The organism is Sulfitobacter aquimarinus, from assembly GCF_040149565.1.
Lineage (GTDB): Bacteria > Pseudomonadota > Alphaproteobacteria > Rhodobacterales > Rhodobacteraceae > Sulfitobacter > Sulfitobacter aquimarinus.
Map to the genome: position 1 here is coordinate 158,595 of NZ_JBEFLO010000005.1, position 23,042 is coordinate 181,636.

At 60.3% G+C, this 23,042-nt stretch carries 26 protein-coding genes and 1 pseudogene; 9 read left to right on the forward strand and 18 right to left on the reverse strand.

The genetic code is table 11. The features are described from left to right. Nucleotides 1-15: 15 nt before the first annotated feature. Together ABMC88_RS11620 and ABMC88_RS11625 are read left to right on the forward strand one after the other, a co-directional pair. Nucleotides 16-366, forward strand: coding sequence for a Lin0512 family protein (locus ABMC88_RS11620; RefSeq protein WP_349577053.1), 351 nt, complete (start codon nucleotides 16-18; stop codon nucleotides 364-366). Next, the gene (locus tag ABMC88_RS11625; RefSeq protein ID WP_349577054.1) at nucleotides 359-715 is read left to right on the forward strand and encodes a Lin0512 family protein; all 357 of its coding nucleotides are present in this window, start codon (nucleotides 359-361) and stop codon (nucleotides 713-715) included. The genes ABMC88_RS11620 and ABMC88_RS11625 overlap by 8 nt, the downstream gene beginning before the upstream one ends. On the opposite strand, the gene ABMC88_RS11630 is transcribed toward ABMC88_RS11625, so the two are convergent. Then, the gene (locus ABMC88_RS11630) at nucleotides 705-1,373 is read right to left on the reverse strand and encodes a helix-turn-helix transcriptional regulator (RefSeq protein WP_349577055.1); all 669 of its coding nucleotides are present in this window, start codon (nucleotides 1,371-1,373) and stop codon (nucleotides 705-707) included. The two genes, ABMC88_RS11625 and ABMC88_RS11630, sit on opposite strands and share 11 nt — an antisense overlap. Before the next feature lie 172 nt (nucleotides 1,374-1,545). Between ABMC88_RS11630 and tatA the strand changes: the two genes are divergently transcribed. The 4 genes from tatA to ABMC88_RS11650 are packed head-to-tail and all read left to right on the forward strand — an operon-like array spanning nucleotide 1,546 to nucleotide 4,006. Beyond that, on the forward strand, nucleotides 1,546-1,767 hold the full coding sequence (gene tatA, locus ABMC88_RS11635) for a twin-arginine translocase TatA/TatE family subunit (protein ID WP_349577056.1): 222 nt from the start codon (nucleotides 1,546-1,548) through the stop codon (nucleotides 1,765-1,767). A 6-nt stretch (nucleotides 1,768-1,773) separates the two neighbouring features. Continuing rightward, nucleotides 1,774-2,241, forward strand: a complete 468-nt coding sequence (tatB, locus tag ABMC88_RS11640; protein WP_349577057.1) for a Sec-independent protein translocase protein TatB — start codon at nucleotides 1,774-1,776, stop codon at nucleotides 2,239-2,241. Continuing rightward, entirely contained in the window at nucleotides 2,238-3,164 is a 927-nt protein-coding gene (gene tatC, locus ABMC88_RS11645; RefSeq protein ID WP_349577058.1) for a twin-arginine translocase subunit TatC, read from the forward strand. The genes tatB and tatC overlap by 4 nt, the downstream gene beginning before the upstream one ends. Continuing rightward, entirely contained in the window at nucleotides 3,161-4,006 is an 846-nt protein-coding gene (locus ABMC88_RS11650) for an ATP-binding protein (protein WP_349577059.1), read from the forward strand. The genes tatC and ABMC88_RS11650 overlap by 4 nt, the downstream gene beginning before the upstream one ends. Nucleotides 4,007-4,087: 81 nt before the next feature. Here the strand turns inward: ABMC88_RS11650 and ABMC88_RS11655 are convergent, their stop codons facing one another. From ABMC88_RS11655 to radA, 9 genes are all read right to left on the reverse strand, one after another. Next, on the reverse strand, nucleotides 4,088-5,353 hold the full coding sequence (locus ABMC88_RS11655) for a peptidoglycan DD-metalloendopeptidase family protein (protein ID WP_349577060.1): 1,266 nt from the start codon (nucleotides 5,351-5,353) through the stop codon (nucleotides 4,088-4,090). Nucleotides 5,354-5,413: 60 nt separating this feature from the next. Further along, nucleotides 5,414-6,076 carry a protein-L-isoaspartate(D-aspartate) O-methyltransferase gene (locus tag ABMC88_RS11660; protein WP_439655595.1) on the reverse strand — a complete coding sequence of 221 codons (663 nt, stop codon included), beginning with the start codon at nucleotides 6,074-6,076 and terminating at the stop codon, nucleotides 5,414-5,416. Next, on the reverse strand, nucleotides 6,073-6,858 hold the full coding sequence (gene surE / locus ABMC88_RS11665; protein ID WP_349577061.1) for a 5'/3'-nucleotidase SurE: 786 nt from the start codon (nucleotides 6,856-6,858) through the stop codon (nucleotides 6,073-6,075). Before surE ends, ABMC88_RS11660 begins: the two co-directional genes overlap by 4 nt. 60 nt (nucleotides 6,859-6,918) lie before the next feature. Next, on the reverse strand, nucleotides 6,919-7,563 hold the full coding sequence (locus ABMC88_RS11670; RefSeq protein ID WP_349577062.1) for an SDR family NAD(P)-dependent oxidoreductase: 645 nt from the start codon (nucleotides 7,561-7,563) through the stop codon (nucleotides 6,919-6,921). A 50-nt stretch (nucleotides 7,564-7,613) separates the two neighbouring features. Beyond that, on the reverse strand, nucleotides 7,614-8,006 hold the full coding sequence (locus ABMC88_RS11675; RefSeq protein ID WP_349577063.1) for a DUF1801 domain-containing protein: 393 nt from the start codon (nucleotides 8,004-8,006) through the stop codon (nucleotides 7,614-7,616). A 44-nt stretch (nucleotides 8,007-8,050) separates the two neighbouring features. After that, entirely contained in the window at nucleotides 8,051-9,535 is a 1,485-nt protein-coding gene (gene purF / locus ABMC88_RS11680; protein WP_349577148.1) for an amidophosphoribosyltransferase, read from the reverse strand. 96 nt (nucleotides 9,536-9,631) lie between these two features. Further along, entirely contained in the window at nucleotides 9,632-10,783 is a 1,152-nt protein-coding gene (locus ABMC88_RS11685; protein ID WP_349577064.1) for a PAS domain-containing sensor histidine kinase, read from the reverse strand. 65 nt (nucleotides 10,784-10,848) lie between these two features. Then, the gene (locus ABMC88_RS11690) at nucleotides 10,849-11,406 is read right to left on the reverse strand and encodes a CvpA family protein (RefSeq protein WP_349577065.1); all 558 of its coding nucleotides are present in this window, start codon (nucleotides 11,404-11,406) and stop codon (nucleotides 10,849-10,851) included. 27 nt (nucleotides 11,407-11,433) lie between these two features. Further along, nucleotides 11,434-12,801 (reverse strand): DNA repair protein RadA, encoded by a 1,368-nt coding sequence (radA, locus tag ABMC88_RS11695; RefSeq protein WP_349577066.1) that lies wholly within the window; start codon nucleotides 12,799-12,801, stop codon nucleotides 11,434-11,436. 61 nt (nucleotides 12,802-12,862) lie between these two features. On the opposite strand from radA, the gene ABMC88_RS11700 reads away from it, so the two are divergent. Further along, the gene (locus tag ABMC88_RS11700) at nucleotides 12,863-13,096 is read left to right on the forward strand and encodes an SH3 domain-containing protein (RefSeq protein ID WP_349577067.1); all 234 of its coding nucleotides are present in this window, start codon (nucleotides 12,863-12,865) and stop codon (nucleotides 13,094-13,096) included. Between the two features lie 129 nt (nucleotides 13,097-13,225). Continuing rightward, nucleotides 13,226-13,324 (forward strand): annotated as a pseudogene (locus ABMC88_RS18530) (SH3 domain-containing protein); the annotation flags it as partial. A gap of 32 nt (nucleotides 13,325-13,356) precedes the next feature. On the opposite strand, the gene ABMC88_RS11705 reads toward ABMC88_RS18530, so the two are convergent. The 3 genes from ABMC88_RS11705 to alr all read right to left on the reverse strand — a co-directional run bounded on the left by ABMC88_RS11705 (nucleotide 13,357) and on the right by alr (nucleotide 15,791). Beyond that, nucleotides 13,357-14,169: a DNA repair protein gene (locus ABMC88_RS11705; RefSeq protein WP_349577068.1), complete on the reverse strand. Its 813-nt coding sequence runs from the start codon at nucleotides 14,167-14,169 to the stop codon at nucleotides 13,357-13,359. Nucleotides 14,170-14,307: 138 nt separating this feature from the next. Next, on the reverse strand, nucleotides 14,308-14,757 hold the full coding sequence (locus ABMC88_RS11710; RefSeq protein ID WP_349577069.1) for a paraquat-inducible protein A: 450 nt from the start codon (nucleotides 14,755-14,757) through the stop codon (nucleotides 14,308-14,310). Then, on the reverse strand, nucleotides 14,757-15,791 hold the full coding sequence (gene alr, locus ABMC88_RS11715; protein ID WP_349577070.1) for an alanine racemase: 1,035 nt from the start codon (nucleotides 15,789-15,791) through the stop codon (nucleotides 14,757-14,759). The genes ABMC88_RS11710 and alr overlap by 1 nt, the downstream gene beginning before the upstream one ends. A gap of 228 nt (nucleotides 15,792-16,019) precedes the next feature. Here alr and ABMC88_RS11720 point away from each other — a divergent pair, with 228 nt between their 5' ends. Next, the gene (locus ABMC88_RS11720; protein ID WP_349577071.1) at nucleotides 16,020-17,333 is read left to right on the forward strand and encodes an alpha/beta hydrolase family protein; all 1,314 of its coding nucleotides are present in this window, start codon (nucleotides 16,020-16,022) and stop codon (nucleotides 17,331-17,333) included. A 164-nt stretch (nucleotides 17,334-17,497) separates the two neighbouring features. Here ABMC88_RS11720 and ABMC88_RS11725 read toward each other — a convergent pair whose 3' ends face one another. The 5 genes from ABMC88_RS11725 to ABMC88_RS11745 form a co-directional block, all read right to left on the reverse strand. Next, the gene (locus ABMC88_RS11725) at nucleotides 17,498-18,994 is read right to left on the reverse strand and encodes a replicative DNA helicase (protein ID WP_349577072.1); all 1,497 of its coding nucleotides are present in this window, start codon (nucleotides 18,992-18,994) and stop codon (nucleotides 17,498-17,500) included. 141 nt (nucleotides 18,995-19,135) lie between these two features. Next, the gene (locus ABMC88_RS11730) at nucleotides 19,136-19,813 is read right to left on the reverse strand and encodes an orotate phosphoribosyltransferase (protein WP_349577073.1); all 678 of its coding nucleotides are present in this window, start codon (nucleotides 19,811-19,813) and stop codon (nucleotides 19,136-19,138) included. A 63-nt stretch (nucleotides 19,814-19,876) separates the two neighbouring features. Then, the gene (gene pyrC, locus ABMC88_RS11735) at nucleotides 19,877-20,908 is read right to left on the reverse strand and encodes a dihydroorotase (protein WP_349577074.1); all 1,032 of its coding nucleotides are present in this window, start codon (nucleotides 20,906-20,908) and stop codon (nucleotides 19,877-19,879) included. A gap of 33 nt (nucleotides 20,909-20,941) precedes the next feature. Further along, a complete protein-coding gene (locus ABMC88_RS11740) occupies nucleotides 20,942-21,871 on the reverse strand; it encodes a phosphoadenosine phosphosulfate reductase (protein ID WP_349577075.1) in 930 nt (309 codons plus the stop codon). 112 nt (nucleotides 21,872-21,983) lie between these two features. After that, the gene (locus ABMC88_RS11745) at nucleotides 21,984-23,042 is read right to left on the reverse strand and encodes a glycosyltransferase family 2 protein (protein ID WP_349577076.1); all 1,059 of its coding nucleotides are present in this window, start codon (nucleotides 23,040-23,042) and stop codon (nucleotides 21,984-21,986) included.

The following is a 23,042-nucleotide window of genomic DNA, read 5'->3' on the forward strand; positions in this document are numbered from 1 at the left end:
AAAAGGGGACGTGCTATGCAAAAGCTGTTGGTGGAATTCGGGATGGGAACATCCCTGCGGCGGGGCGACTATACCCAAGCGGCCAGCCGCGCGGTGCAGGACGCGCTGTGGCATAACTCGATCAATCTGGCGGAGGTTTTCGGCTTTGACAAAGAGGACATGCGCATCACGCTGGACGTAGGCGTGGCCAAGCCCGAGGAGGTGGACGCAGAGGCGTTGCGCGCTGTCTTTCCCTACGGACAGGTGACGGTGAACGTGACCCGCGGCGGTCTGGACGTTCCGCGCCCCGAAGGTACGGGCAACCCCACGGTGATGGCCAATGTCGCCCTGTCCGTCGGCTTTGATATGGAGCGTGCAGATGGCTGAACAACGACTTATTATCGAGATGGGCATGGGCAACGATCTGCACGGCATGGATTACACCAAAGCCGCCAAACGCGCGATTGAGGACGCGTTTCGCCACTCATCCCTACCGATTTTCGGTGTAATCGACCTGCCGCATGATGCGATGCGGGTGCAGGTCACTGTCGGTGTGCAAGAACCCGACCAGCTGGATCTGGACGCCCTGCGGGCGACATTGCCACGCGGCCGCGCCGAGGTGCGTGCGGTGTTGGGCGGGTTGAATGTGCCCTCTGGCGACGAGACGATCGTGGTCGCGCAGGCCAGCGTCGAAGCGTTCCTGCCCCGGCAATCGGGTTGGACGCTCAAGCCCTGATATAGTCGGCCAGCGTCTTGCCTGCCTCATCGGTGAAAAGCTCGGGCAGGGCCTGTGCCGCGCTGATGTGATCAAGGCGGAAGTCGCGGTGGGCATTGGCCGTTTCACACCATGCGGTGAGCGTCCAGATGCGGGCGAAGTATTCCATATGCAGCGGGCGAATGGTGCGCGATGTTACGGTGCCGTTACGGTCGGTATAGGTGATGTGCAGCTTTTGACGCGCTGTGATGGCCGCCCGCACCGTGGGCATATGCGCAAAGCCCCGCGCCCTGTCGGCGAAGGGTGAGGCCGCGAATTTCCACGCATCCCGCTGCGCCACTGCCGTTTGCGGCAACACGGCATCCAGCTTCTCCGTCAAACTGTCTGTCGCGGTCCTCAGCGCGGGGTCGGCCACCTGCGCCGCAATGGCAAGCCCGAGGTTGAGCGCCTCAACCTCCGCCTCTGTCAGCGACAAGGGCGGCAGGGTCGTCACCTGCGCCAGCCTATAACCCGTGCCCCGTGTGCCCTGCACAGGCACGCCCGATGCGGCCAGCGTCTCCATATCGCGGTAAAGCGTGCGGGTGCTGACGCCCAAACGGCGCGCCAGCCTGTCGGCGGTATGGGTCTGCCCATCGCGCAACAGGGTCAACAAATCGAAAAGACGGTCACTGCGGGCCATGCAACTGACATAAACCTGTCAGGAGTGGCTGGCAAGGCCCGCGCAGTGCTGCTTTTTCAGGATCACGCCGCCTGACGTGCGGCTTTGGTATTCCTGCGCAGCGCCGGCTTTGCTACGCAGATGACCGACACTCTGCCGATTTGGGGCAGAACACATGCTTTAGGAGAATGACATGTTGAATAATATTGGTCTGCCCGGTCTGCTGCTGATTGCGGTTGTGGTTCTGGTTCTGTTTGGCCGCGGCAAAATCTCGTCACTGATGGGTGAAGTCGGCAAAGGCATCACCAGCTTCAAAAAGGGCATCAACGAGGGCGAAAAAGAACTGCTGGAAGAGAAAGCCGACGATGTGGCCGATATTCCACAGCCCGAAGTCGACGCAAAAGACAAGGTCTAAGACCCTATGTTCGATCTTGGCATGACCGAAATGCTGGTGGTGGGGGTTGTGGCGTTGATCGTCGTCGGCCCCAAAGACCTGCCCGTGATGTTTCGCAAGGTGGGCCAGATGGTCGGCAAGGCCAAGGGAATGGCGCGGGAGTTCTCTAGCGCCATGAACGATGCGGCCGATGATACAGGCGTGCGCGACATGGCGAGCGGCCTGAACAAATCGCTGAAGGCCGCGACAAACCCTGTCGGCACAGCGATGGACGGCGTGAAAGAGGCGGCGTCCTCGATCACCGATCTGGAGCCTGACAGCGAAACGGCCAAGCTGGCCGCGAAACGGGCCGAAGACGTCAAACGCATTCAGGCCGGCACCGCCCGCGCCGCAGCCGAGCGCAAAGCGCGTGAGGCGAAAGAGGCGATGGAGAAGGCAGAGGAGCTTGAGGCGGTTTTGAACGAGTCTCTGGCCGCCAAGAAAGCAGACACATGAGTTCCAGTGACAACACTATCGACGACAGCGCCGCCCCGCTGATCGAACATCTGGCAGAGCTGCGCACGCGGCTGATCCGTTCGGTTCTGGCGTTTGTCGTGGGCATGATCATCTGCTTTTCGTTTGGCAGCATGATCCTCGATTTCCTGCTGGTGCCGATTGAAAAGACCATGCGCAATCTGGGCAACCCCAACCCTGTGATGCAATACACCGCCCCGCAGGAATATTTCTTTACCCTGATCCGCATCTCGATGGTGGGCGGGCTTGCGATCAGCTTTCCCGTGATTGCCACGCAGCTTTGGCGGTTTGTAGCACCGGGACTGTACAAGAACGAGAAGAACGCGTTTTTGCCATTTCTGGTTGCCTCTCCTGTGCTGTTCCTGATGGGGGCCGCGTTTGCGCATTATGTGGTTGTACCGCTTGCGATGCAGTTCTTCCTGGGGTTCTCGGATGCGGCAAGCTATCTGTCTGCGCTGATCATCGAAGGTGACGTCCGCGAGAGCGGGATTGATATTGTGTTCAACGGTAAGGTGAATGAAAGCCTTGATATCACACTGAAAATGATCGTGGCTTTTGGGCTGTGTTTCCAATTGCCTGTTCTGCTGACCCTGATGGGCAAGGCGGGACTGGTCAGCGCCGAAGGCCTGCGCAATGTGCGTAAATACGCTCTGGTGGGCATCTTGCTGCTGGCCGCTTTGGTGACGCCACCCGATGTAGTGACGCAACTGATCCTGTTTGTCGTGGTCTACGGTCTGTATGAGATTTCGATCTTCCTTGTGGCCCGTGTGGACGCCAAGCGAGAAAAGCAGCTGCGCGAAGACGGGTTCTACGACGAAGAGGACGAGGCCGATTTCGACGCAATGGCGGAAGAAATGGACCGCGAAGACCCGATTGTCGAAGAACGCACGGATAAAGACACATGATTGACGATCCTATGGACCGGATTGCAGCGGCGCTGGAGCGGATGGCTCCCGCGCCGCTGGGGGCGCCTGATTTCGACGCGGCCTCTGCCTTTGTGTGGCACACGGGGCCGGACCGGTTGGAGCCTGTCGAGCAGGTCAGCCGTGTCGATATATCCTTACTGCTGGGGGTGGATCGGTCGCGCGATACCTTGCTGAAGAACACCGCACAATTCGCGGCGGGATTGCCTGCGAATAACGCCCTTTTGTGGGGCGCGCGCGGGATGGGAAAATCCAGCCTTGTCAAAGCAGTACACGGCGCTGTTCACGCGGAATACGACGCGCTGAAGATCGTTGAGTTGCAGCGTGAGGATTTGCCATCGGTCGGGCGCTTGCTCAACCTGCTGCGCGGTGCGCAGGCGCGGTTTATCCTGTTTTGCGATGACCTGAGTTTCAGCAATGACGACGCGCATTATAAGTCGCTCAAGGCGGTTCTGGATGGCGGGATTGAAGGGCGGCCCGAGAATGTCGTGCTTTATGCTACGTCCAACCGCCGCCATCTGATGCCCCGTGACATGATCGAGAATGAGCGCGGATCAGCGATCAACCCAGCCGAAGCGGTGGAGGAGAAGGTATCGCTCTCGGATCGTTTTGGGCTGTGGCTGGGGTTCCATCCCTGTGATCAGGACCAATATCTGGCGATGATCCGTGGCTATTGCGATGCGCATGGCGTCGTGATCGACGAAGACACGCTGCGGGCCGAGGCGATCGAATGGCAGGCCACGCGGGGGAGCCGCTCTGGCCGTGTGGCATGGCAGTATTTTACTGATCTGGCCGGGCGTCAGGGTGTGGCGTTGCGCCGTTAGGGGCGCTACCCCATTCCCGCGCCTTGCGGCGCAGGAATTCCCCGTAGGATTTAGGGCCAGAAAAAATCGGCGTCTGGTCAGTTAGTTCAGGAAAGGATTGGGGTCGACGCTGTCGGTGCCTTTGCGGACCTGAAAGTGGACGAAGGAATCGTCGCCGCTGCGCAGTTTGGCAATGCTTTCGCCGCGCTGTACTTTTTGGCCTGTTTTTACCGATACATCGTCGACGTTTGCATAGACCGTGATCAGCTGATCGGGGTGGCGCACAATGATGATCGGCACGCCTTCGGGGCTTTTGGTCAATGCGATGACGGTGCCTGCTTCGGCAGCTTTCACCGCCGAGCCGGGTGCGGCTTTGATGTTGATACCTTCATTCCGCCCTTTGGCGTAATCGCGGATGATCGTGCCCGCCACGGGGCGGACCAACCTGCCTTTGGCGGCGGGTTTGGTTGTTTTGCCGACGTCTGCGACGGGTTTAGGCGCAGGCGCAGGCGCGGGTTTGGGGGCCGCTGCAGTTTGCGTGGGCGCGGTTGGCGTCGCGGCGGGTTTGGCCGGTGCCGCGGCGGGTGCGATCTTTTCATCGGGCAGGGGTTTGGTTGCCGACGGCGGCGTTGGCGTGGCCGAGCCTTGGCCCGGTAGGGGTGGCTTGAGCGTGGCAGTCGCCGTTTTCGCAGGTGCGGTTTTTGGCGGGTTCTGGGAGGCGACGGGGATCAGCAGGAATTGCCCTTCGCGGATCGCAAAATCGGCGGCCAAGCCGTTCCATTCGGCCAGATCCTTGACCGGCACCGAATAAAGGCGGGCGACGGTAAAGGCTGTCTCGCCCCGCTCGACCTTGTGGCGGGTGGGTTCGCGGCCTGTTTGGGCGGCGGGTTTCAGGGCAGTGGTTTGCACGCCTGGTGTGGCGGGGGCACGCTCAATCGCGCCGCCTGCGACTGCGGTGACATCCACGGGTTTGATCGGACCCGTGGTCGTGGCACCTGTGGCGGGCGAGGGTTCGGCCACGCGGCTGGGCAGGGCGATGACCTCGTCCTTGCGCAGGGTGACTTTGGGGTCGATGCCGTTAAATTTGGCAAGGGCGGCGACGGGCAGGCCCACGCGATTGGCAACAGAGACCAGCGTATCGCCACGGCGCGCCACAGCCACCTGATAGTTGGGATAAGAGATGACGCCACGGTCATCAGGTTTGGGCCGTTCGGCAAGCGGTGCCTGTGCTGCATTTGCGGTTGAAAACCCGCCGCCAAGGCCACGCAAATCGAAGTCTAGCGGGTCACTGCATCCGGCCAAGCCCACGCAAGCCACGCCTGCAAGAAGCGAAATACGCATCGGAATGCGCTTGTTAAATACTGTCATCGAAGTGGTCCTTGTCACTGCCCATTCCGTGTGCCCGGAATTTTCAGCACTGTTACCACATTATGTGTCTTTGCCCAACCCTTCGAGCAGCGGAACAAAGCGAACGGCCCTCATTTCGTCATATTCGAGCCCATCGGCGGTTTTTCGCACACGGATCAAGTGCTGCACGGCATCCGACTGGCCGACGGGCACCACCATGATGCCCCCTTCCTTGAGCTGCGCAAGCAGTGGGCCGGGAGGGTCTTCGGCTGCGGCGGTCACGATGATACGGTCAAACGGCGCCTGTTCGGGCAGGCCAAAGCTGCCATCTGCGGTCAGCGCAGTGATGTTGGTCAGGTCAAGCGCGTCAAAGACAACGCGGGCTTCTTGCACAAGGCGGCGGTGGCGGTCGATAGTATAGACGCGCCGCGCCAGCTTTGACAGGATCGCGGCCTGATAGCCCGATCCTGTCCCGATTTCGAGCACTTTGTCACGCGGGCTGATCTCCAACGCTTGGGTCATCAACCCGACAACCGAAGGCTGGCTGATCGTTTGGCCACAGGCGATGGGCAGGGGCATGTCCTCATAGGCGCGCTCAGCAAAGAGGCCACGGATGAAGGGGCCGCGGTCCACGGCCTCCATCGCGCCCAGCACGGCATTGTTTGTCACCCCCTTGGAGCGCAAGGCGTAGAGGAACTGCATCTTGCGCTGCGCAATGCTGTCGTCGTCGTCCATATCGGTCATGTGTTGAGGCCCGCCAGATCGCCAAAGACGTCATGCGCCGTCAGGTCCGCACGCATCGGCGTGACCGAGATATAGCCCTCAAGGTTGACCGCCGCGTCAGAGCCAGCGGCGGGCGGGATTTGCTGGTTGCCGCCCGCGATCCACAAAAACCGCCGCCCGTTGGGCGCATCATGGGGGATGGTCGAGAAATTCACGCCCGGCCTGCGCCCTTGGGGCGCCGTGCGGATGCCTTTTACGTCTTTCGCGGCGACGGGCGGGAAGTTCACGTTCCAAAAGACGCTATAGCCGTTTGCATCGGCGCTTTGTTGATCCAGAATGCGGCGGCAGACGTCTGCGCCGTGCTCGACTGCGGCTTCGAACGGGTCATCAAGGTCGCGGTTGGCGGGGCCGTAGAATTGCGAGAGGGCGATGGATGGCACACCCTGAAGCGCACCCTCGATCGCGGCACCGATGGTGCCTGAGTAAAGCGTGTTCTCAGCGGCGTTGTTGCCACGGTTCACGCCCGACAGGATCAGATCGGGGCGGGCGTCCTTCATCGGGTCATAAAGCGCGCACAGAATGCAATCGGCGGGGCTGCCCTCGATCATATAACGCCGCTCGGAGAGTTGCGTGATGAGGGTGGGCTTTGTGTAATTGATACAATGGCCTACGCCAGATTGCTCAAACGCTGGCGCGATGGTCCAAACCTCGCCCTCGGGGCCGGCCAGCGTGGTGGCGATCCCTTCGAGAACGGCCAGACCAGGCGCGTTGATACCGTCGTCGTTGGTGATGAGAATACGCATATGACTGCCCCTTTGCGCCTTGATAAGCGAGCAGCGCTATGCGGGCAAGCGAACGCGGCGTTATTTCTGGAGTGTTGCCAAGAGGCGTGCCGCCTCGGCGTGGATGTCGTGCAGTGCATCGCGGTCTTCACCGGGGAAGAAACGGGCACGGGTGGCCGTGGGCATGGGCTGCGGTGTCACAATCGCAACCTGCGGGCCGATGCGGGCGGTTTCGGTTTGCCAACTGCGGGCAAGCGCGATTTGCGCGGCTTTGGTAGCGCCGTAGCTGCCGTAGAATTTCTCGCCCACGATCGGGTCTTCAAAGAACACGGCCTTACCGTCCGTGCCCAAAAGCGGTGCTACATAGTTGATCAGGGTCGAGGTGGCGGTGATGTTGCCCGCAATGGATTTCTCGAGGTCTTTGGCGTCGATATGGTGGCTTGGCGTCAGGGGGGCGGCATGCACGGCGGTGTGCAACCACAGATCGAGGCTGCCCCAGCGGTCATGGATGCCGCGGCACAGGGTTTGCATCGCACCAATGTCGGTGATGTTCATGGGGGCCAGCGTGGCTTGGCCGCCCTTGGCCTGAATGCGGTCGTCAAGCTCTTCCAGCGCGCCGACGGTGCGGCCCACGGCGATGATGTGATGCGTGGGCGCAAGCGCCTCGGCCAATGCAGCGCCAAGGCCGCGTGACGCGCCGGTGATGAGTGCGGTTTTCTGTGTCATGGCCTTCGTATGCGCGGGGCAGGGCATCGCGTCAAGAGGGGCGCGGGGCCTCAGCTTTTGCGGTGGTAGGTAAAGGTCCGCTCGGCCAGATAGGCGATCGCCTGCTCGGGCAAGGGCGCGCCTAAGTGCAGGCGCAGGCCACGGTTGGATTCATACATGAAATCATAAGGGTAGGCGGCGAACATCTCAGCGGCGATGGTGGTTTTGCAATCCACAAACAGGGCGATTGTATTTGGCGCGCCTGCATCCCAGTTGAGCCGAAGGGTGCTGCCCGTGCGGGGTTTTTGGGGCCGCCATGCAGGTTGGTGCCACTTCAGGCTTTCCTCAAGTGTGCCGACGCCCGCCGTTTGCGCGGTCTCAAGGATCAACGCCCGAATTTTGTTGAAAACTGCGCAGGCCTGCGGGGGCCATGCGCTCAGCGTTTGGTCAAATGGATCTGTCATTGGGCGACCGTACCACGAAGCTGCTGACAGTTTGTGACAGTATGCTACTCGGCCGCCGGTTTCATGACAAAGCCGTCTTCGACCTTATCCGCAGGGATCACCGGATATTCGCCCGAGAAGCAAGCGTCGCAATACTGCGGGCAGGATTTCTTGCGGCCTTCGGCCTCACCTACGGCGCGGTAAAGCCCGTCGAGCGAGATGAACTTGAGGCTATCAACACCCAAATGGTCGCGCATCTCTTCCTCGGACATGGTGGCGGCCAGCAGCTTGTCACGGTCGGGCGTGTCGACGCCGTAGAAACACGGCCACGCGGTCGGGGGCGAGGCAATGCGGAAGTGAACCTCGGCAGCACCTGCGTCCAAAATCATCTCCTTGATCTTGCGGCTCGTGGTGCCGCGCACAACGCTGTCGTCGACCAGAATGATGCGTTTGCCTTTGACCAACGCACGGTTCACGTTGAGTTTCAGGCGCACACCCATGTTGCGGATCTGCTCGGTCGGTTCAATGAACGTGCGGCCCATGTATTGATTGCGGATGATGCCCATCGCATAGGGAATCCCCGATTCAAGGCTGTAGCCGATCGCGGCGGGGGTGCCTGAATCGGGCACAGGACAGACCATATCGGCCTCAATCGGGTTTTCCTTGGCCAGCTCGCGGCCAATCGCTTCGCGTGTCTCGTAAACCGAGCGGCCGCCCAAGATGCTGTCGGGGCGCGAGAAATAGACATGCTCGAAGATGCAGAACTTGGACGGCTGCGGGCGGAAGGGGAAATGGCTTTGCACGCCAGCTTCGGTGATGACAACCATCTCGCCGGGTTTGATTTCGCGCACGAATTCGGCACCGATGATGTCCAGCGCACACGTCTCGGAGCTGAGCGCCCAACCGTCACCGATTTTACCCAACACCAGCGGCCGCACGCCGAGGGGGTCGCGCACACCGATCAGTTTTGTGCGGGTCATGGCGACAACAGAGAACGCGCCTTCGACGCGGCGAAGCGCGTCTTCCATCCGCTCGGGGATGGTGCGTTGCAGGGAACGGGCCATCAGGTGGATGATACATTCACTGTCCGATGAGGACTGGAAGATCGAGCCACGCTCGATCAGCTCACGGCGCAGGGCGTTGGCGTTGGTGATGTTGCCGTTATGCGCAATCGCCGCGCCGCCCATGGCGAATTCGCCAAAGAAGGGCTGCACATCGCGGATCGCGGTCTGCCCCTTGGTGCCGGCGGTGGAGTAGCGCACATGTCCGATGGACAGCGGGCCGGGCAATGTCTCCATCACTTTTTGCGAGGTAAAGTTATCGCGGACATAGCCAAAGCGGCGGGCGGATTGAAACCCGACCTCGGGGCAGTGGGTGACGATGCCGCCAGCCTCTTGTCCACGGTGTTGCAAGGCGTGCAGGCCAAGGGCTACGAAATTCGCGGCGTCGGACACGCCGACAACACCGAAAATGCCGCATTCTTCCTTTAGTTTATCGTCGTCGCCTACATCAGACAGATAGGACGTATCAAAGGGATGTGCGGGGGGCATTGTCTTGGGCGGGGTGTGGGACAAGGGGGGCGCTCCTGATACCGACAAAGGTTAAAGGCGTCATACGAGGTCAGCCATCAAGAGTCACGCAGTGAGTTAGATTTTTCGGCACGTTTCCGACTGGGGCCGTTCTGCGTTTGCGGGTTGTGCCGGATCGCTGGGCGGAAAATGCTCCTCTAGGCTGGTCTTAACTGTGACGTGTTCGCCGGGAAGGGTGAAGATAACGCAGCTGCCGCCCGTATCGTCGTCGTTTTTCGCTTGGATCGTCCCACCGCGTGCCAGGATGAGGCGGCGCACAGCCAGCAGGCCATAGCCGCTGTCGACGCGAAAATCGCCGCTGTCCAAAAAGACGACACCAGGATTGGCAAAGCCTTTGCCGTTGTCACACAAGGTGACTTTCACAAAACCGTCGGGCTGTTGCGTGACCGTACAGCGCAGCAGCAGGTTGGCAGAATTGCCGTGTTTGATGCTGTTATCAATCAGATTACGCAAGACGACCTGCATCACGGTCTTTTCCCCTGAGAGGGACACGGCGGTGCTTTGCAGGGTGTGGTTTCCCTGCGGGTCCACCGTTGCCATGATGTCGTCGCACAAAGTGTCAAACCGGTACAACGTGTTGCCCGAATTAACGCGGGGAGTGCTGGCGAAGGACAAAACATCCGTAATCAGCACCATTGATTTGTCTGCTGTATGCCGCAGCAAATCGATCAAATCCCGCTTTCCGTCGCCGTGATCTTCAAAATCTTCCGCAAGCATATCTGCCAAGGCGATCACATTGCGCATGGGGGTGCGCAGGTCATGGGCGGCCATGGAAACGAATTGCTCGACCTCGGTGTCGATGGCCCGCAGCTTGGCCTTTACAGAGGAGGCGATCCATTCGGTCGAGACATCGGCAGCGCTGCCGATCAAGCGGTTCACGGCGCCGTTTTCGTCCAGTTGTGGCCACAATGTGGTGCGCACCACGCGGAGGTCTTTCCCGGTGGGGAGTTGGAATTCGTAAGTGTGGGGTTTGCGGGTCTGGATGGCCTTGTACTGCTCATCGTAGGCAGGCGTGCCGAACTCTTCTCCGAATACCTCGATCGCGGTGTGGCCCACGATTTCCGACAGCTCGCGCCCCACGTTGCGTAGCGCAGCCTTGTTGAAATGCGCATAAACGGGGGTGCCTTCCGGCGTCACATCCAACATGAACACGGGGGTCGGAATACAGTCGACCAGCGCAAACAGATCGTTCAAGGCATCATCATACATTCTATATGCTTCCTATCGTTTGGGAAGCGATACCAGTGTTGAGTTACCCGAAGGTTAAAGCGGCCTCAGCTGGCTGTGCAGCTTGAAACGAGCTCTTCGTATTTGCCGGTAATCCAGCCCAATGCCTGATCGGGATCCGAATTCTGGATGTCGTCGGCAAAGCGCCCGAACACCTGCGCCGAGCGGCTGTCGTCGACCATTGTAAACTGCTGGCCGGTGATGACGGTGGAATAGACAAAAAAGCCGATCGCCACCAACAAAACTCCGCGTGCGACGCCAAAGATAAAGCCCAAAGCCTGATCAAACCCGCCAAGGATTGACCGTTGCACCAGCGAGGAAAACAGCGGCGTGAACAGCGACACAACGACCAGCGTGATCGCCAGCACCAAGGTAAAAGCACCGATGATCGACAATTCACAACTATCCGCAAGGAAATCACCGACAACGGGGATTTCGCGGACCAGCGGTTCAACCTGCGGCGCAAACAGATAGGCCAGCACAGCGGCCGCGATCCAGCCGACAATTGCCATCATCTCGCGCACAAAACCGCGCCCATAGGCAAGCAGCGCCGACATCACAATTACCAGCGCCACAACGCCGTCTATGATGGTAAAACCTTCCATGCTCGTCTCGCTTCTTGCTGATGCGCGTTAACCCGCGCCGAATATTTCACCCACAAACGCCGTCAAATCCGACATGGGGCGCGTCGAGATACCCTCGACCACCACCGCTTTGCCGCCTTTGGGTGCGATTGCGGAGGTAAAACCAAGTTTTTGCGCTTCTTTCAACCTGTTTTCTGTCTGCGTCGCAGGACGCAGCGCACCCGACAGGCTAAGTTCCCCGAATACAACGGTTTCGGCAGGAAGGGCCGTATCTTCGCGGGCAGATAAAAGTGCGCAGGCCACGGCCAGATCGGCCGCAGGTTCCGAGATCTTCATCCCGCCCGCAACATTTAAATAGACATCGAGCCCGGCAAAGGGAATCCCGCAACGCGCCTCCAGCACCGCCAGTATCATCGCCAGACGGCCACCATCCCAGCCCACAACCGTACGGCGGGCCTGCGAATGGGGCGATGGCGCGACGAGGGCCTGAATTTCGACCAAGACGGGGCGGGTGCCCTCGATCCCTGCAAATACGACTGATCCTGCGGCGGGTTGGCCGCGTTCGCTGAGGAATAGCGCCGAAGGGTTGGTGACCTCCGACAGGCCGCGGCCCGTCATCTCGAACACGCCGATCTCGTCGGCGGGACCAAAGCGGTTCTTGACCGAACGCAGGATGCGGAAAGGGTGGCCGCGCTCGCCCTCGAAGTAAAGCACCGTGTCGACCATATGTTCGACCACACGGGGGCCTGCGATCTGGCCTTCTTTGGTGACGTGGCCCACCAGCACAATCGAGGTGCCGGTGCGTTTGGCGAAACTGGTTAGTTCGTGGCTAGCCGCACGTACCTGAGAGACAGAGCCGGGCGCGCTTTCTACGTTATCGGCCCACATGGTCTGGATCGAATCGATGATCGCCAGCGCGGGGCGCTCGGCGTCCAGAGTGGTGAGAATGTCGCGCAGGTTCGTCTCGGCGCCCAGTTTGACGGCGGCGTCGGACAGGCCAAGGCGCTGCGCACGCATCCGCACCTGTGCCGAGGCTTCCTCGCCCGAGATATAGACAACCTTGAGGCCGCGATTGGCGAAGGCGGCGGCGGCTTGCAGCAGCAGGGTGGATTTCCCGATGCCCGGATCACCGCCGACCAGAATGGCAGAGGCGGCAACCAGTCCGCCGCCCAACACGCGGTCCAACTCGTTCAGACCCGACAAGGTGCGCGGCGGGGGCGCTTCCTCGGTGGCGAGGTCCATCAGCGCCATGGACGATCCGCGCCGCGCCCCGAGTGATTTGCTGGGCGGGCCTGCGCTGATGCCCTTATCTTCTTGAATAGTATTCCATTCGCCACAATTATCGCAGCGACCCGACCATTTGGGGTAGGTTGCTGCGCATTTTGTGCAGGTGAATTGTTTGATCGGTTTTGCCATGACGCTTTAGTGCCTTGGGGCGCGGACAGGTTCAATGGGAAACGACGGTAGAGTGGTATAGATGATAAAACGACTGGCCTTGATTATGGGCTTTTTGATGGTGGCAACGACGGCCTTGGCGCAGACCTATACCGCGCAGGGGATGTCGGATGGCTATCTGAACCTGCGTGCAGGACCGGGCACCAGCCACGGGATTATCACGCGGCTTTATCCCGGCAACGAGGTAGAGCGTTTGGGCAAGCGGGGCAACTGGCTGAAGGTGCGCCTGTCTAACGGCGAAATCGGCTGGGCCTAACAGAATTTTCTGGTGCGGGTACAGGCCAACAACGGGCCGCTGTTGTATGTGCAGCCTACATCGGACGGGTTTTTGAACATGCGCCGCGGCCCGGGAACCGAATACAGCATCCGCTAGCGTCTTTATACAGGGACCGAAGTGCGGATGGTCGGGCGTTCGGGCAACTGGATCAAAGTGCGCAGCGCGCAGGGCCGCATTGGCTGGGCCTATTCCAAATATCTGAAGTGATCAAAGGCGGGGCGCTTTCTACGCGTCCCGCACTACTCCGCCGCTTTGGGCAGCTCGTAGACGCTGTTATCAAGAGCGGTGCTGTCGAGCGGCGTTTCCTCATCACCCGTCTGTTCCGCCGCTTGGACCTGTAGAACGGTCTCACGACCCAGTTGGGGCAGGATTTCGTTCATTTCCTCGGACAGGCGCGCCAACTGTGCCGCTGCGACGCTTTCTTCCAACTCAACCTCGTGCAGCCAGTGTTTCATCTCGGTCGAGATGGATTTGGCTTGCTCCAAACGGTCGTTGAACAGGTTGATCTCTTCCTGACGCTGTTTCAGGAAGTTACGGGCGCGCAGGATCTTGTCGTCTGAATAGACCTCGGCCAACTCGCGGCTGATGTGGCTCATCTGGGCTGCGGCCTCCAGTAGGGCGGGCTCTAGTGTGCTGAGGTCGGGGTGGTCGCGCAGGTAGGCGAGCCGTTCGCGCACGGCGTCAAACTCCGAGCTGAGCTGGAAGGTGCGGCCACGGTCGGCGGCATGTACGGCACCGTAGGCCCGCGCCACATCATCCATCGAGACGGAAAAGCGGCGGTGCGAGTTTTCAAGCTGCATGATGCGCGCATTGGCGGGCAGGAAAAAGCATATGCCAGCGGCCAGAACAGTTGCGGCAATTTGCAGATACATGCCTGCGGCCTCAACCGGCTCGCCTGCGAAATTCATCGGTACTTCGATCCATGCCCAGAACCCGAGGGATGCCATGATGGTCGCTGCCGTCAGCCCAGCCGCACAGACCGCAAAAAAGAACAACGCGGCGCGTTGCATCATATACTGAATGAAAAAGCCGATGGCTCTTAGCTGTTGCATTGCGTTCCTCAGGTGGCAGCCCAAGCAGAAATCCGCTTAACGATGCTTGTAATCAGGATAAAGGGCGGTCGACCACTTGCAAAGGGAAATTTAACCACGAATCCTCAGCAATAATCGGGATTGTTTCCTGAAAGGCACTCAATTCGCTGTGCGAAACATTAATTGTTGTGTTTTCCAGCTGATAAGCATCGACGCAAGGATGCAAAAGGTAAACAAATATAACCCCCACGCGACCTCGATCCGGCCCACACCGATTCCCTTTGTGAGGGTAATAGAGAGGGCAATCAGAAAGATGTCGGCCATGGCCAGCTTGCCCAGAACCTCCAACGGTTTGGACAAACGCGGGCTGAGCAGGCCGAATTGCAGCAGCGCCAGACCCATTGTTTTCAGATAAGGCGCAAACAGTGCAAAGACCGTGACGACAAGCGCCAGAAAAATGTCAGAGGCCCAAAGCGATTGCAGCCCCGTCATCACCGAAATCTCGGACAGACCAAAAAGCGGCAGCAATCCCGCCCGCATCAAGGGCGCAAACCACGCGATGGGGTAGAGGACAAGAAGCGCCAGATTGGCGACGCGCAGCGCCTGCATCAGGTGGTCCATGTCCGCGCGTAACGGTGGCCAAGGCTGGTCAGAATTTCGTATCCGATGGTGCCTGCGTAATCCGCCACAGCGTCGACGCCTTGGTGGGGGCCGATCAATTGCAGGCTTTCGGGGGCGTTGGGCAGCGCCGAGATGTCGACAGTGATCGAATCCATGGAGACACGGCCCACAACGGGCACCGTAGCACTGCCCGCTTGCAGTGTAGCGCCAGCGCCCATGGCGCGGATTAACCCGTCGGCATAGCCTGCTGCGATGGTTGCGATGCGGGCAGGGGTTTGCGCGGTCCATGTGTTGCCGTAGCCCACCGTTTCGCCCGCCGCGACTTCGCGGGTTTGGATGATCGGAATATCCAGCGTGACAACGGGTTTTGCATCGGCAAAGGGCATCCCTCCATAGAGCCCGATCCCCGGACGCACCAAATCATAGTGATAGTCCGGGCCCAGCAGCGTGCCGCCCGTCGCCGCCAGCGAGCGCGGGATCGACAGCCCTTGTGTCATGTCGTCAAACTGTTTGCGCTGTTGCTCGTTCATCTGGTGCGCAGGTTCGTCCGCGCAGGCCAGATGCGACATGACCAGCACAGGGTTTTGCGACAGGGCAATCTCGCGCAGGGCGGTCCATTCGGATGGCTCCATGCCCAGACGGTTCATACCTGTATCAAGTTGCAGGCCAAAGGGGTGGCCGGGCAATGCCTCGACGTGGCGCAGCATTTGGTCGAGCGAGTTCACCATCGGCGTCAGCTCGGCCCCTGCAATAACTTCGGCATCTCCCGCCATATGCCCGGAAAAGACCGAGATCACCGGCCCCGTGCCAATGGCCTTGCGCAGGGCCAAGCCTTCTTCGGCCATCGCGACAAAGAACTGGCGCACGCCAGCTTCTGCCAGATGGGCGCCCACGCGGCCGATGTCACACCCGTAGGCGTCGGCCTTTACCGTGGCCCCCGTCTCAACGCCCGCGATTTTCGCCAATGCGCGCCAGTTGTCGGCAATCGCAGCCAGATCAATTGTCAGTTTTCCAGTACTCATACCGCAGGTTTGTACAGAGGCGCAGAGGAGGTCAAGCACGCGATGCGCCTTGGCTTGTGGGGGACGTCGAAAAAGCGGCGGGTTGCGGGCGGTGTTCGGGCCATCCCGCAGGACGCGGCCCGCCTCGCGCTGAGTTTCACCCAGTAAACGGGCGTTACGTCAAAGCAACTTTAGCTTGTGGGATGGGTGTCGGCCTCTAAACTGTTCGCAAAAGAGGAGGAGACGACCATGAAAAAGATACTGACACCCGTTCTACCGCTTGCTTTGATCGCGGGCGGGGCCGCTTTGGCCAACCCGATTGATACCCAATTGCCCGACGCGCCCGAACTGGCCGCATATGGCCCGATGCCCGTGGGCGTGCGCCAGCTGGAGATGGTGAACCCCGACCAGATCGACATTCTGTCCATCGACCCCACCGCTGAAAAACCGGCCGAGTTTCCCCGCTATGACCGTCCGCTGACGGTCGAGATGTGGTACCCCGCCGCCGCAGACGCGACAGGCAGCACCGAAATGCGCGCCTTTCTGCGGGACGGCACCACCGAAGTCACCCTGACCGGCAAAGCGATGCGCGACGCGGTGCCTGCGGGCACCGATACACCCTATCCGCTGATCCTGATCAGCCACGGCTACCCCGGTAACCGCTTTTTGCTGAGCCATCTGGCCGAAAACCTCGCGTCCAAAGGCTATGTCGTGGCGTCGATTGACCACACTGACAGCACCTACCGCACGCAGGCCGCCTTTGGCTCGACTTTGGTGAACCGCTCGCTGGATCAGCTGTTTGTGCTGGAAGAAATGGCGGGCCGCGCCGCAGAGGGCGGCGAGTTTGCGGGGCTTTATGATGCGAATAACACAGGGCTGATCGGCTATTCGATGGGCGGTTATGGTGCTATCATCACGGCAGGTGGCGGCGTGACCGAAGCCTCGGTCGCGTACAGCTGGGGCGGGCCGCATGGCACGCTGGGCATCCACCAAGCAGGCTCCGACACCCACAACGCGCTGCCTGATCCGCGGATCAAAACCGCCGTGGCGTTCGGCCCTTGGGGCATGAACACGGGCTTTTGGGACGCCGAAGGACTTGCTGGCGTGCAAATTCCGATGCTGTTCATCGCAGGCTCGCAGGACGATGTATCACTGTATGAGAACGGCGTGCGCGCGATCTGGGACAACGTGAGCGGGGTCGAGACCGCGCTGCTGACCTATGAGAACGGCGGCCATAACGCAGGCGCGCCCATGCCTGCGCCTGCCGAGAGCTTTTACTTCAACGAAGATAAAGGCTCCTACGTATCGGACCACTATACCGATCCGGTCTGGAACACGGCGCGGATGAACAACATCGCGCAGCACTTTGTGACTGCGTGGATGGACGATGCGCTGAAAAGCAACAACGAGGCGGGCAGCTATCTGGAGCTGACACCCAATTCCAACGATGGTGTGTGGTCGATGAACGAAGACGGCACCGCAAAGGAAGACCACAGCTATTGGAAAGGGTTTGCCAAAGGCACGGCCAAGGGGCTGCGGTACGAGGTGAAGTCGCCGCAATAACGCGGGCTGGCTGTTGATAAATCAAAAGGCCGCGTTGTAAACAACGCGGCCTTTTCCGTTTCAAACCTGATTTGAAACACACATGAATTAAGGCTTTTATCTATTTGGTCTTAAATAAAATACCGTGGCGGAGGTACACCTTTGCACAAGGTTATACACACCCCCTAGAACTCTTCGTCGTCGCCGTCCTGCTGCCACGGCTTCGCCAGATTGCCGAAACGGGTGAACCTCCCCTCAAAGCTCAGCTCGACCGTGCCGATGGGACCGTGACGCTGCTTGCCGATGACGACTTCGGCGCGGGCGTGCAGGCGCTCCATCTCTTCTTGCCAGATCGCCATTTTATCCAGTTCGTGATCGCCCGGCTTTTCGCGTTCTTTATAGTATTCCTCGCGGAACACGAACATCACCACATCGGCGTCCTGTTCGATCGAGCCGGATTCACGAAGGTCCGACAGTTGCGGGCGCTTGTCTTCGCGGTTTTCAACCTGCCGCGACAGCTGCGACAGGGCGATAACAGGAATATCGAGTTCTTTTGCGATGGCCTTCAGGCCCATCGTGATCTCGGAAATCTCGTTCACGCGGTTTTCGCTCTTGCCCGTGCCGCGGACCAGTTGCAGGTAGTCGATGATCAGCACATCCAGACCATGCGTCCGCTTCAGGCGCCGCGCACGGGCGGCAAGCTGCGAAATCGGCAGGGCAGGCGTGTCGTCGATATAAAGCGGGCAGGCCTCCAGCGCCTTGGCAGCATCGACAAAGCGGCGGAACTCGGATTCGGACATGTCGCCAGAGCGGATCTGCTGGGACGGGATTTCGGAGGCTTCCGAGAGGATACGCGCGGCCAACTGTTCGGCGCTCATCTCGAGGCTGTAGAACCCGACCACGCCGCCATCTACCGCCCCTTCGGAGCCATCGGCCAGCGTGCCGCGTTTGTAGGCCTTGGCGACGTTGAACGCGATGTTGGTCGCAAGCGAGGTTTTGCCCATAGACGGACGCCCCGCAAGGATCAAAAGGTCGGAGCGGTGCAAGCCGCCCAGCTTTTTATCCATATCAATCAAACCGGTAGAGACACCAGACAGGCCACCGTCACGTTGGTAGGCGGCGTTGGCTACGTTCACCGCATCGGTCACAGCCTTGAGGAAACTTTGAAAGCCGCTCTCGACCTGACCTTGTTCGGCCAGTTTATAGAGTTGCTGTTCGGCTTCCACGATCTGCTCACGCGGCTCGGAGGCGACATCGACGGTGGCGGCTTTGGCGGCGATGTCGCGGCCAAGGGCGATCAGATCGCGGCGCACGGCCAGATCATAGATCATCTGCGCATAGTCGCGCACCGCAAAGGCGGAAATCGCAGCCCCTGCGAGACGCGCCAGATAGGCGGGACCGCCCAGTTCTTGCAGGCCCTCGTCGTCCTCCATAAACGCCTTGAGCGTTACAGGGCTGGCGAGGTTGTTTTTCGCAATACGTGCAGCTGCGATTTCAAAAATACGGGCGTGCACGGGGTCGTAGAAATGCTTGGGGCTGATGACAGAGGCAACGCGGTCGTAGATGTCGTTGTTCGTCAGGATCGCGCCCAGCAGTTGTTGTTCTGCCTCGATGGAGTGGGGCATGGTTTCGGCCGCCTGCACTGCGATACCGGACGTGTTTACGGATGAAATTTCATTCATATCGGACCCCTTGTTACCCCGCCGCTGTCATAGCGAAGGGGAGTTGGGTGCGCAAATTGTATGTTTTTGTGGATAACCCTCGGCGGAGGGTTGCGCACCCAAATCTTGCGGTATGGGGTTGTGCTGCGTCAACCTGTGGTATCAGCTTTTGCGGGCATCTTGCCATTCGCGGGGAGAATTTAGGAACTTTTCCACCTCGGCCAGGGTCGCCTCGTCAAAGGCACCTTGGGCGCGGGCCTCGGCCAGAACATCCCACCATGTGCACAGGTGGTGCAGAGTAACGCCGTGATCGCCCAGCGTCTTTTCGGTTTGGGGGAAGATGTCGTAGTAGAAGATCACAGCCGTATGGCCACAGGTCGCCCCCGTTTCACGAATCGCATCCACAAAGCTGAGCTTTGATCCGCCATCGGTGGTGAGATCCTCGACCAGCAGCACGCGCTGGCCTTCGCTCATGTCGCCCTCGATGCGGGCGTTGCGGCCGTAACCTTTCGGTTTTTTTCGGACGTAGGTCATGGGCAGGGCCATACGCTCGGCCACCAAAGCGGCAAAGGGGATGCCAGCGGTTTCGCCGCCTGCGATGTTGTCGAAGGCCTCAAAGCCCGCGTTGCGCATCACGGTGATGGTCAGGAAGTCCATCAGCGTCGAGCGGATGCGCGGGTAGGAGATGAGCTTGCGGCAGTCGATGTAGCTGGGGGATGGCAGGCCGGAGGCGAGGGTGAATGGGGTGTCCGTGTTGAAGTTCACGGCGCCGATTTCCAGCAGCATACGGGCGGTGAGGCGGGCGATTTCAGAGGCGTCTGGGTAGGTCGTGGGGATCATCGCGGGCGGTCCTTTGTGTGGCAGGCTGCGGGATTGAGTTTAAGGGCAAAATAAAGAAGGGCTTCAGGCCGTCCAGTTCAACGTCATCTGGGGGTCGAAGATGGTGACGGGCCCTTCGGGGGTGTCGAGATGTGCGGGATAGGTGGCTTCTTCGCGGACGAGGGTCAGCGTTTCGGTGTTCACGGGCAGGCCGTAGAAGGCGGGGCCGTTGCGCGAGGTGAAGGCTTCGAGTTGGTCGAGTGCGCCGTCTTGTTCAAACACTTCTGCGAGGATCGACATTGTGTTGGGCGCCGTGAAACAGCCCGCGCAGCCGCAGGGCAGGAGTTTGTTTTCGTCCGTGTGCGGTGCGCTGTCTGTACCAAGGAAGAAGCGGGCATCGCCCGAAGTGGCAGCGGCGCGCAGGGCGAGGCGGTGCTCTTCGCGTTTGGCGACAGGCAAGCAGTAGTAGTGCGGTTTGATGCCGCCTGCGAGGATGTGGTTGCGGTTGATGACCAGATGGTGCGTGGTGATCGTAGCGCCGAGGTTTTTATCGTTGGCTTTAACATAGTCCACGGCGTTGGCGGTGGTGATATGTTCCATCACCACGCGCAGGTCGGGGTGTTTGCGGCGGATCGGGTCGAGGATGCGGTCGATGAAGACGGCCTCGCGGTCGAAGATGTCCACATCTGCGTCGGTGACTTCGCCGTGGGTGCATAGGGGCAGGCCGATTTCGGCCATTTTTTCCAGCACTGGCGCGACGTTGTCGAAATTGCTGACGCCCGAGGCGGAGTTTGTGGTGGCCCCTGCGGGGTAGAGTTTGACGGCGGAAATCAGACCTTCGGCGTGGGCTGCGGCCATGTCTGCGGGATCTGTGTCTTCGGTCAGATAGAGGGTCATCAGGGGCGTGAAGTCATGGCCTGCGGGCACGGCGGCCATGATCCGGTCGCGGTAGGCGCGGGCATCGGCGGCGGTGACCACCGGCGGCACCAGATTGGGCATGATGATCGCACGGGCGAAGTGTTGGGAGGTTGCAGGCAGCACAGCGCGCAGCATATCGCCGTCGCGCAAATGCAGGTGCCAGTCATCGGGGCGGGCGATTGTGTGGGTTTGTGTCATGGGCCGCGTGCTAGCACGCGCAGGCGGTCCGCGCTAGTCGTCTTTGGGCGCGGCAGCGGCGGCTAGCCTGCGGGCAAATCGTGGGGCGTGCATTCGGCTGGTCACATTGCGGGCCAGCATCAGGGCCAGCGCCTCGCGGCCATCCGCGTCCAGTGCTGTCAGCAGGTTGCGCAAATAGGGCGGGTGCATCCGCCGCGCCCGCATCATGCGCGCAAAGCCAAGTGTATCGAGGCTGCCTTCGGCTATTGCCAGCAGCAGGGGGGCCAGTTGGTCCATCTCTAACAGGTCGGTCTGGATCGCGGCCCCCATATGACGCAGGCGGAGTTTTTGCGTGTTGGGGCGGGTGAACAGGGCTGCGTGCATCGCATCAAGCTGCTCACGCGGATCATAGACGACATAGGCCGCATCGGCCCCGTCCAGCATATCGGGCGCATAGCCATAGCGTGAGGTGAAGTCGGTCCTGCGCATATCGGTAAAGCGGTCGTCCCATTCGGTGATGCGCGGATCAAGCGTGGCTTGGGGCTGCACCGCCAGCACGCGCGATCCGGGGGCGGCGACAGAAAAGGCCGCAGCGGCATAGGCGCAAGGGCCTGCGCCGTAAAAGATGATCTGTTCGAATTCGTCAAAGAACCCGTCGTCGATCAGGCGGTCAAAGTAGCCATAGACCGCCTTTTCGCGAAACCATGTATCGCCGTTGGAGGCGACGCATAGAGAGGACCAGCCATGGTCTTGCATTATCTCCCAACCAAAGGGCTGCGCCAGCGAGGACAGCGCGGGGATGCCTTGCAGTGTCTCGAAGGAGACCAGCAGCGTGTCCGAGCGTTCGATAAACGCGGCGTAGTGGCGTTTGCCCAGCCGCTCCAGATAGCCGTCTTCGTCGCACAGTTCTTCCACCGCTGCCAGCCAGTCGGCTTTTTTCATACCGGCAAGCGATGTCTCGAATGTCAGGCTGTCGTCGGCCATGGCGTCGTCCTCAATTGGCCGCACGATTGTAGAAGGTGTGCGGTCTTGAGGGGGGTGTAGCGGCGCAATTGGGCAAAATTACGCAAAATTCGCGCTAGATTAAGGCGTGACGTTATTGAGAAGGAGTTTGGCGGTTGCGGCGGGCGCGGTTGGCGTAGTTGACCATGAAATGCGCCGCCGCTTGTGGCACGGGGTGTGAGGGCGGCGTCATCATCAGGCGGCCGAACAGGGCGCGAAACGGCTCTTTTTGCATCAGCGCGTCGAAACGGGCGTGGCGCCATTCGACGGCGGCTGCGTGCAGCTGTGCCAGTGTTTTATCGGCGTGCAGCGCGTCCAGTGCCGCCTTGCGCGGGGTGCGCAGGCTTTGAATACTGGTGTCTTCATCGGTGTTGAAATTCCGCTCGACCCAGTAATCCACGCCCAGCATGTGGTCGCTGTGCACAGCGCGGCCACGGTCGGCCTTGAGGATATAGCTCTCCATCGCGCCGAGGGGGTAATGATTGAGCTGGACCAGACCGTAGTTGTCCTTGCCGTAGTTGGAGAAGATGCGCTTGTGGACAAAGGGCTCGGGCAGGGGGGCGCCATTGCCGTCGAACCATCGGGCCTGATCGATCTTCTTTGGGTTTTCGTCGCGGGGGCGGTGTACGCCCGGTTTGCGGTAGATGTTGTTGTTGCGGTAAAGTGTCTTGAACATCGCGGCCCGCCACGGCCAATGCATCACGGCGGGGGCTGCGCGGGTGAATGTCTCAAGCACGGGCGCATCGGTATAGCGCACTTGCGACGCTGCCCCGAACAGCCGCCATGTCAGCGTGATTGCAGTGGCGTCGGGGACGGCGGCGTGCAGCGCGTCAAGCGTGTGATCGCCGCAGTGGATGTTGACAAATTCATCTACATCCAGCGGCAAGATCCATTTGGCCTTTTTCACCGCCGGATGTTTGGCCGCGGCCTTGAGCGCGGTGAACTGGATCCCGCCTTTGTCATAGGGGCCGTCATTGCGGATGTGCGTGATCTGGCCCATCGCATCCAGACGGTCCAGAATGGCATCCGTGCCGTCCTGACAGTCGTTGGAAAAGACCAGAAAGTCGTCGAACCCCACAGCGCGGTGATGGGCCAACCATTCAAGGAGGAACGCCCCCTCGTTGCGCACGCATAGGATGGCAAGGTGGCTCAT

Excerpts from the sequence above, each read along its gene's own strand:
- ABMC88_RS11670 (WP_349577062.1), bottom strand. The coding sequence starts at position 7,563 with ATGACACAGAAAACCGCACTCATCACCGGCGCGTCACGCGGCCTTGGC.
- radA (WP_349577066.1), bottom strand. The coding sequence starts at position 12,801 with ATGGCAAAACCGATCAAACAATTCACCTGCACAAAATGCGCAGCAACC.
- ABMC88_RS11675 (WP_349577063.1), bottom strand. The coding sequence starts at position 8,006 with ATGACAGATCCATTTGACCAAACGCTGAGCGCATGGCCCCCGCAGGCC.
- ABMC88_RS11655 (WP_349577060.1), bottom strand. The coding sequence starts at position 5,353 with ATGACAGTATTTAACAAGCGCATTCCGATGCGTATTTCGCTTCTTGCA.
- ABMC88_RS11730 (WP_349577073.1), bottom strand. The coding sequence starts at position 19,813 with ATGATCCCCACGACCTACCCAGACGCCTCTGAAATCGCCCGCCTCACC.
- ABMC88_RS11710 (WP_349577069.1), bottom strand. The coding sequence starts at position 14,757 with ATGCAGGCGCTGCGCGTCGCCAATCTGGCGCTTCTTGTCCTCTACCCC.
- ABMC88_RS11705 (WP_349577068.1), bottom strand. The coding sequence starts at position 14,169 with ATGCAACAGCTAAGAGCCATCGGCTTTTTCATTCAGTATATGATGCAA.
- ABMC88_RS11745 (WP_349577076.1), bottom strand. The coding sequence starts at position 23,042 with ATGAGCCACCTTGCCATCCTATGCGTGCGCAACGAGGGGGCGTTCCTC.
- ABMC88_RS11690 (WP_349577065.1), bottom strand. The coding sequence starts at position 11,406 with ATGGAAGGTTTTACCATCATAGACGGCGTTGTGGCGCTGGTAATTGTG.
- ABMC88_RS11630 (WP_349577055.1), bottom strand. The coding sequence starts at position 1,373 with ATGGCCCGCAGTGACCGTCTTTTCGATTTGTTGACCCTGTTGCGCGAT.
- ABMC88_RS11625 (WP_349577054.1), top strand. The coding sequence starts at position 359 with ATGGCTGAACAACGACTTATTATCGAGATGGGCATGGGCAACGATCTG.
- ABMC88_RS11620 (WP_349577053.1), top strand. The coding sequence starts at position 16 with ATGCAAAAGCTGTTGGTGGAATTCGGGATGGGAACATCCCTGCGGCGG.
- surE (WP_349577061.1), bottom strand. The coding sequence starts at position 6,858 with ATGCGTATTCTCATCACCAACGACGACGGTATCAACGCGCCTGGTCTG.
- ABMC88_RS11650 (WP_349577059.1), top strand. The coding sequence starts at position 3,161 with ATGATTGACGATCCTATGGACCGGATTGCAGCGGCGCTGGAGCGGATG.
- tatC (WP_349577058.1), top strand. The coding sequence starts at position 2,238 with ATGAGTTCCAGTGACAACACTATCGACGACAGCGCCGCCCCGCTGATC.
- purF (WP_349577148.1), bottom strand. The coding sequence starts at position 9,535 with ATGCCCCCCGCACATCCCTTTGATACGTCCTATCTGTCTGATGTAGGC.
- ABMC88_RS11740 (WP_349577075.1), bottom strand. The coding sequence starts at position 21,871 with ATGGCCGACGACAGCCTGACATTCGAGACATCGCTTGCCGGTATGAAA.
- alr (WP_349577070.1), bottom strand. The coding sequence starts at position 15,791 with ATGAGTACTGGAAAACTGACAATTGATCTGGCTGCGATTGCCGACAAC.
- ABMC88_RS11685 (WP_349577064.1), bottom strand. The coding sequence starts at position 10,783 with ATGTATGATGATGCCTTGAACGATCTGTTTGCGCTGGTCGACTGTATT.
- ABMC88_RS11725 (WP_349577072.1), bottom strand. The coding sequence starts at position 18,994 with ATGAATGAAATTTCATCCGTAAACACGTCCGGTATCGCAGTGCAGGCG.
- pyrC (WP_349577074.1), bottom strand. The coding sequence starts at position 20,908 with ATGACACAAACCCACACAATCGCCCGCCCCGATGACTGGCACCTGCAT.
- ABMC88_RS11660 (WP_439655595.1), bottom strand. The coding sequence starts at position 6,076 with ATGACCGATATGGACGACGACGACAGCATTGCGCAGCGCAAGATGCAG.
- tatA (WP_349577056.1), top strand. The coding sequence starts at position 1,546 with ATGTTGAATAATATTGGTCTGCCCGGTCTGCTGCTGATTGCGGTTGTG.
- ABMC88_RS11700 (WP_349577067.1), top strand. The coding sequence starts at position 12,863 with ATGATAAAACGACTGGCCTTGATTATGGGCTTTTTGATGGTGGCAACG.
- tatB (WP_349577057.1), top strand. The coding sequence starts at position 1,774 with ATGTTCGATCTTGGCATGACCGAAATGCTGGTGGTGGGGGTTGTGGCG.
- ABMC88_RS11720 (WP_349577071.1), top strand. The coding sequence starts at position 16,020 with ATGAAAAAGATACTGACACCCGTTCTACCGCTTGCTTTGATCGCGGGC.